This is a genomic window from Mycoplasma sp. 5370, from assembly GCF_054343435.1.
In genome coordinates, this window is the sequence record NZ_JBTGVF010000033.1 from 1 (window position 1) to 7,468 (window position 7,468).

General features: G+C 21.1%; 8 protein-coding genes and 1 pseudogene. 1 reads left to right on the plus strand and 8 read right to left on the minus strand.

Annotation, left to right across the window (positions count from 1 at the left end):
* Positions 1-88: 88 nt before the first annotated feature.
* Complete coding sequence (rpmE, locus tag ACXX88_RS03725) at positions 89-307, minus strand: 50S ribosomal protein L31 (RefSeq protein ID WP_436358606.1); 219 nt, start codon at positions 305-307, stop codon at positions 89-91.
* A 131-nt stretch (positions 308-438) separates the two neighbouring features.
* Between rpmE and ACXX88_RS03730 the strand changes: the two genes are divergently transcribed.
* Positions 439-1,653, plus strand: a complete 1,215-nt coding sequence (locus ACXX88_RS03730; RefSeq protein ID WP_436358605.1) for a formate/nitrite transporter family protein — start codon at positions 439-441, stop codon at positions 1,651-1,653.
* 78 nt (positions 1,654-1,731) lie between these two features.
* On the opposite strand, the gene ACXX88_RS03735 is transcribed toward ACXX88_RS03730, so the two are convergent.
* From ACXX88_RS03735 to ACXX88_RS03765, 7 genes and pseudogenes are all read right to left on the minus strand, one after another.
* Positions 1,732-2,196 carry a deoxycytidylate deaminase gene (locus ACXX88_RS03735; protein ID WP_458557423.1) on the minus strand — a complete coding sequence of 155 codons (465 nt, stop codon included), beginning with the start codon at positions 2,194-2,196 and terminating at the stop codon, positions 1,732-1,734.
* A 201-nt stretch (positions 2,197-2,397) separates the two neighbouring features.
* Entirely contained in the window at positions 2,398-3,168 is a 771-nt protein-coding gene (locus tag ACXX88_RS03740) for a hypothetical protein (RefSeq protein ID WP_436358603.1), read from the minus strand.
* A gap of 9 nt (positions 3,169-3,177) precedes the next feature.
* Positions 3,178-3,594: a hypothetical protein gene (locus ACXX88_RS03745; RefSeq protein ID WP_458559631.1), complete on the minus strand. Its 417-nt coding sequence runs from the start codon at positions 3,592-3,594 to the stop codon at positions 3,178-3,180.
* Between the two features lie 145 nt (positions 3,595-3,739).
* On the minus strand, positions 3,740-4,552 hold the full coding sequence (locus tag ACXX88_RS03750; protein ID WP_458557425.1) for a hypothetical protein: 813 nt from the start codon (positions 4,550-4,552) through the stop codon (positions 3,740-3,742).
* An 11-nt stretch (positions 4,553-4,563) separates the two neighbouring features.
* Positions 4,564-5,583 carry a hypothetical protein gene (locus ACXX88_RS03755; protein WP_458559632.1) on the minus strand — a complete coding sequence of 340 codons (1,020 nt, stop codon included), beginning with the start codon at positions 5,581-5,583 and terminating at the stop codon, positions 4,564-4,566.
* Between the two features lie 530 nt (positions 5,584-6,113).
* Positions 6,114-6,920, minus strand: a complete 807-nt coding sequence (locus ACXX88_RS03760) for a hypothetical protein (protein ID WP_458557427.1) — start codon at positions 6,918-6,920, stop codon at positions 6,114-6,116.
* A 184-nt stretch (positions 6,921-7,104) separates the two neighbouring features.
* A pseudogene (locus ACXX88_RS03765) lies at positions 7,105-7,468 on the minus strand (hypothetical protein); the annotation flags it as partial.

Consider the following 7,468-nt stretch of genomic DNA (forward strand, 5'->3'; position numbering starts at 1 on the left):
ATAAAATACAAATAGGTTATAAAAACACTGGTGCACTTTATATTTCATTTAAGGATCAATGGAAAACCATTGATTAATTTGAATTAGTTTATTTTTTGTGGTTTTTTGCAAATGATGCCATTCTGTTGAATCTTTCAATTCTTCCTGTTGCTCTTGCAAGAGATTTATCTCCAGTAAAGAATGAGTGGCATCCAGAACATACATCAACAGAAATTTTATTTACTGTTGAACCAAAAGTAAATTCAGTTGAACAAGTTGAACATACTGCTTTTACAGTTTGATATGTAGGATGGATATCTTTTTTCATATTTCCTTTCACATAGGAACTTTGTTCCCATATTTTCGTATTCTAATTTTGTTTAAATATATTAAATTAGTATTATAATAATAACATAAATTTTATTAATTAAGGTAAAATTTTAAAAAAAACGAGGAAATATGCACGATTATAAGAGTAACTTTACCAATGCAATGGATTATGGTTATCAAAAGACTAAACTTGTGTGATGAAAAATCTTTTTAATGGGGATTTTAGCATCAGTTTATGTTGCAATAGCTTATGTAGCTTATGTTTATATTTTGTCATGATATGGTAATGATGAATTAAAACAAACAGGTGAATTTCACTTATCTGGCCCAGCTTTATTTGTTGCTTCATTAATTTTCCCAGTTGGTTTGATGATGATTACAATTCTTGGTGGTTCGCTTTTCACTTCAGATACATTAGCAATGCTTGCTGTATTTGATAAAAAAGCACGTTTATACAAGGTTTTTAGAAATTTAGGAATTGTTTTTCTTGGAAATTTAGTTGGAGCTTTAATTTCTGCAGCAATTTTAAGAGGTGCTGCAGCTTTCAAAGCAGAACAACTAAGAGTTATAGAATATTTAATAACTAAAAAAGTTTCAAGTTATTGATGAGAAATTCTGTTTTCTTCAATGTTTTCAAACTTAATTGTTGCTGGAACTGTTTGATCAACTTTAGCAACAAGAGGGGCAATTGGAAAAATTTTCATAATTTTCTTCTTTATTTGATTATTTACAATAACAGGATTTCACCATGTTATTGCTAACTTAATTATTTTTTCATTTGGGTGATTATTTAGCGATATTGAATATGTTCAATATTTTAAAAATGGAAATGAACAAGTTATTTTAGATTGAGCTCATAATGCTATAAATAACGGAGTTATTACAAAAGATTATGTCTTAGCCCACATTATAAATGTTAATGCAGATGGTGTAAAAGGATTTAAAGATACTTTATATAACATAATTAATATAAATTCAGCTCATAAATTATCAGCTTACAATATTGATTGAACACTAAAAGCTTTCTTTGTAAATGCATTACCTGCTTTAGTAGGTAACTGATTCTCTGGAGCAATTATTTTACCTGTATCTTATTGAGCTATTGTTAAATTTAAAGCAGGTAAATACGGAACAATTGATACAGAAATTATTATTGAAGATGAAATTAGAGAAGTTATTAAGAACACAGATGTTGATAATCTTCATGAAGCTGAAAAAATTGCTTATGTTAATCTAAAAAGAAAACAAAAAGAAGAAATTAAAGAAGAATTAAAAAGAGAAGTTTGATTCGATAAATGATTTAGAAAATTTAAAAACAAAAAAAATAACAAAGATAAAAAATAACGACTATAAAAATAAAGTAGGTAAAATTTACCTACTATTTTTTATAAATACACTGGTTTTTCCTTTATAAAAGTAAAATTATAGTTGTAAAGTTATTTTGCTTTCTTCAAGTTTTCTTGTTTTTACAAAAGAATCTTTAAATATTTTTCTTGCAATTCAAGCATCTTCAGTATCATGATATTTATCTTGAAAATAAACAACTTCTTTTATTCCTGATTGTACTATTGTTTTTGCACAATTAGAGCAAGGGAATAAGGAAGTATATAAAATAGAATTTTCTAAAGAAGTAATTGAATTTAAAATCGCATTAATTTCTGCATGTACTACATATGCATATTTAGTTTCTTTAGCGTTTTCACCTTCTCTTTGTCAAGGGAAGTCATCGTCATTTCCAGAAGGCATTCCATTATAACCTAATCCTATAACTCTTTTTCTTTGATTTATAATACAAGCTCCAACTTTAGTATTTGGATCTTTTGAACGTAAAGCACTCAATTTTGTTAATGCCATAAAATATTGATCTCAATTTATTATTTTTTCCATAGTTTATATTATATAGGAAAATAACAAAAAATTAAGAACGGCTCACCCTTCTTAACATATTAACCTATGAAATAATGCTTTCTGCATCGGAAATATTATCGTACTGAAACATTTAGTTTCGATAATCCTTCATATCAATGAAGAATTATTAACATTATAGCATATTTTTGTTATAAGTCAATAATTTTATAAATAAGTATTTTATTGATTATTATTTGGAATTTGAGTTTTAATGAATTCTAAATGTTTTTTAACTGCTAATAAAAAATCATTTGTTTCTTCTTGTTGTTCTGGTCCTTTAACTGTGTTTTTTAAGTGTTCAAATGTATATTGTAATCTATTAAAATTTTCTTTACTTGGATTATTAAAGAAAGTTTCGGTTCGATCTGTATATTCTTCATAAAAATTGTTGGAATATCTAATTTGATTTGTATTATCAGGTTGGAAAAAACTTAAATTAGAAAAAATATTTGAAAATGTTCAGATAGATAATAAAGAAATAAAAAGTGAGAAAAATATTTTTTTATTAGGTAAAAAAGGTATTAAAGTAGAAACAACAAAAATCTGAAATATAACTATATGAAAAATTAAATTTTTAATATTATTATTCTTTTTAGATTCATGATTTAAACTATCAATTAATTTATTAAAAGTTTCAGTAACTTCTTTCAAAGAACTTTTTGCTTTATTACTAGTATCTTGATCAGAAGAAAATTCTGATAAATTGAAATAATTTTTAAAATTTTTATATAAATCATTTTTTCTATATTTTTCCTTTGTATTTGAAAAAATATCTTCATATTTTAAACTCAGAATATCTTCTTTTAATTTTAGTAACTCATTTTTTCCTTCATTTGTTAAATTATTAATAAATTTTTTTATATTTTTTTCATTTTTTAATTCTGGAATAATATTTAATTTGTATTCTATTTTAGGTGTTGATTTTGAATTAATAGTAAAATTTCAAATCATTGTATTTTATTAATTTTCCTTGGTAAATACATAAAATAGAAAATCTGTTTTTCTTTTTTCTCTATCCATTCCTACGTGAATTTGAAGATGTTTTTTAAATAAATTATCTAAATATACAAGCAACAGAAGAATAACGGCTAAAGAAAATAAAATAATTGCTACATTAGAACTTTTTAAATAAATATTTGCAAAGTTAAGAGCACTTGCACTTAAAAATAAAAGAATAATACATAAAAAATTTACTATCATTATTTTTTTAAAATTTCTAATTTGTTTTTCAGTCATTATTTTAGAATTTTCCATTCTTTCTTTATTAGTAAAGCAAATATAAAGTTCTCAAAGTTTTGCTTCTTTTGGAGGATTATTTTTACTAAAATAATTTTTTGAAATAAGTAACAAACTTCCTATAATAAAACCCCCAATCACTAATGATATTGTTAAGTAAAAATTAAATCTTTGTAAATCAAAAAATAAATTATAAACCGAAAATCCAATTATTAATACTATAATAAAACTAAAAAATAAAACATTCAAAAAAAGAAAGAAAATCTTTATAAATTTTAAATTTTTGTTAGTAGTTTCCATAATGTGAACCGTGACCATAAAATTTTCTTTCTATTTCATTTAAATTTTTGTTAATAGCATTAATAAAGTCATTTAATTCTTCATTATCTGCACCACTTTTTTGTATAAATTCTTGATTCCATAGTCTTTGAAAAATTTTTCTAAGTTCTATTAAATTTTCTTTTGAAGGATCAGCAAAGTACACCAATCTTTGTTGTGTATAATTTTCTAAAAATTCTTTAATATATGAAGACATATAAGTATAATCTTTCTCTGTTAAAGTAGATCCAGCTATAGAAGTTCCTACTGAAGCAGCGAGAAGAGTTCCTGAAACAACACCGGAAACAGCAGCACTTGCACCAAAAGTAAAAGGTATTGCAGTTATACCAAGAAGACCTATAAATACTTGAGAACCAATTATTCAACCTTTTTTTGTTACATAGTCATTTCTATCATTAGAAATTCTATTTTTATAAGATTCATATGTTTTTTTTAGTTCCTCAAATGTGGTTTCTTCATAAGTTAAGGAACTTCTGTCAGAAATAAAATATTCTTTTGTTTTTAAAGAAGATTTTATTTCATTGTAAAAAATGCTTTTTTTATATTCTTCTTTAATTCTTTCAAAACTTCTTTTAGGAAATTTTAAGCCTGAAAGTTTGTAAAAATCCTCATAATTTAAATTTAACACTTTTTCTGCTAATTTTAAAAGTCTTATTTTATGTTTTTCTGATAAAGAATTTATCATTTCTTTATAGACGAATTTATTTTTACTTTCATTTTTATAATTTAAATTTTGTATATGTTGAACATTGATTTCCATGTTTTCTCCTTTTAATTTTTTAATTTTGTTTTTAATAGATCTAAAACTAATGTATAAAAATTAAATACTATATATAAAGATAAAACCTCATTTTTATAATATTTTTCTATTTTTACTTTGTGAAAAGAATCAGAAATAAAATTTTGAAATAACTCCAATTTATTTTTAATATTTTTATCTTGTTTATTTAAGAAGAAATTTAATCCATAATTTTGCTCTATGTTTTCTAATTTATTTTTAGTTAAGAAAACAGAAAAGAAAGAATCTCTTAATTCAAAAATAACTTCAATTTTTTCAAAAAACTTTCTTTTTCTTTTAATTAAATATATTAAAAATTTTTTTAAATTTGGAAAATTATTAATTTCTATTTTAAACTTTTCAAAATTCTTAAGTATTTTTTCATAATTTTTATAAAAATTCATTTTAGAACCAAGTAATTGAAAATATAAATCACTTATTATATTATCTTTAAAATATTTTCACAATTCTAAATTGCAAGTTTTTTTCATAAAATTAAAGTTTTGTTCTATTAATTTTAGTGATAATAACAATTTTTTTCTAAAATATATATTTTTTTCATATAAATAAGTTAATTTAAAGATTTGTGAAAGTTTTGAAGCAAATCTATATTTTTCATTTGTGTAATAAAAATTTAATATTGGATGTTTTTTATAATAAATTGGTTTTATTTCTTTAGACAAAATTATTTCCAATTTTATTTTGCTAAATTTTTTTTTAATTAAGTAAGATTTATAAACTTCGTTATTTATATATGATTTTTCTATGTTAAGTGTCTCTTCTATTTTTTCTCAATCTGTATTTTTTTCTTTAAGATTTTGATTATTTTTAGGAAATAAAATATCTAAATCATTAGGTTTAACATCTATAAAACCATCTAAGTAAAAGCTGAAACTCCCTTGGATTATAAAAGGGATATCGACTTTTAAAATAGATTTTAATAGTAAATTAATTATTTTTAAATTATCTTTTATAAGAAAATTATTTTTTATAAACATAAAATAAAATATCACTTCACTTTATTTTTCTCCCCATTCCTACATGGATTTGTAAATATCTATTTAAAAAAAATATAATATATAAAATTAACATAAAAGAAATGAAAGTTAATACTTGAGTTAGACTAAGAAAAATAAAATTTTCAAAATTTCAAATATTTACTTTGAAACAAATATTGAAAATAATTAATAGAGTAAAAGAAATGTATAAAAATGTTATGATAAATTTAATTATTTTTAGTTTTTCTTGACTGATTTTCTTCGTAGATTTAACTCTATCATAATTAGGAATACAAAAATAAAATTCTCAAATTTTTACGTCTGTTTCATAATTAAATTTTTTATTTTTTTTAGTTATAATATTTAAAATTACTATTGGAATGGGTATTAATTTAGATAAAATTTTATAGTACCATAAATCATTTTTTACAAAAATTAAATTTTGTATAATAAATCATAAAAATAAAATTAACAAACTTAATATAAAAGTAATATGAAAAAAAATAAAAACATTTTTTAAAATAACATATTCTTTTTTTGTTATTTTAATAATTTCCATAATAATTAGAATAACCAACTAAAATATCTTTTAATCTCATTAAATCTTTGTGCAAAAATTCTAGAAAATTATTTAATTCTGTGTTTGAATCGTTTCTATATTTTACAAAATCTTTTTCTAAAAATTGATTATAATAACGGAATAATCTATCTCAGTTTGCTTGAGTTTGATGGTTTAAAAATACAAGTCTTCCATCTGTATACTCTTCAATTAAATTATTTAAATATTTTAAATTTCTTCCGTTTTCATTTTCACCTTGTGCTAAATTAGCAATTAAAGTTCCTAAAGAAACAAAAGATAAAACTCCACTAATTACTGGAGACAAAAATGAAACAGCTCCAATTCAAGTAGCCTTATCACTAATATTTTCTAATGTTTTTTTTCTATTTTCTAAACTATTAGAGTCTTGTTTAAGTTTTTTGCTATAAATATTGTACATATTTTGTAATTCTTCAAATGTTGTAGCTTCATCTGAAATTCTACTTCTTGTAGAAATAAAATATTCTCTTGTTTTTAAGGAAGATTTAATTTCATTATAAAAAATATTTTTTTTATATTCTTCTTTAACTCTTTCAAAACTTCTTTTTGGAAATTTTATAAAAGACAATTTATAAAAATCTTCATATTTTAAGTTAAGTACTTTGTCAGCAAGTTTTAAAATCCTAACTTTAGTTTTTTCTGGCAAGTTTAGTAATATATTTTTATAATCAATACTTTTAATTTTATGTGTATTTTCAAAATTATTTTTATTAATTTCTGATATATTTTTATTAATTTCAATGTTAAAATTCATAATTCTCCTTATTAATATTTTCCAAAATTTCTTTGGAATACAATTATATTACTAAAAATAAAAATATTCATAAAAATCCAAATTTTTTTTGAAAACTTGAATTTTTTTATTATTTTTTAATAAATTTATCAATTTCTATATTAATTTAGAAAAAATAAATGATTATTTTTGCTTGTTAATCTTATTATTTATTAAGTTTATATTTTCTATTTTTATTTTCTCCAATAGATATTAACTTATTATTTTTAACCATATTTAAAAGTATTTTTCTAACTCTTGAAGATTTAATATTTAAAAGTTTTTCTATATCTTTAGATTTAAATTCTTCTTGTTGTTTTGCAAAATTTAAAACAATAAGTTCCTGATCTAAATTTTTATTTTCTTTATTAGCATCATTTTTAACATTCTTAAGATCTTTATTATGCTTTTTATTTTTTAGTTTATATTTCCTGTTTTTATTTTCTCCAACAGATTCTAATTTATGACTGTTAATCATATTTAAAAGTATTTTTCTAACTCTTGAAGATTTAATATTTAAAAGTTTTTCT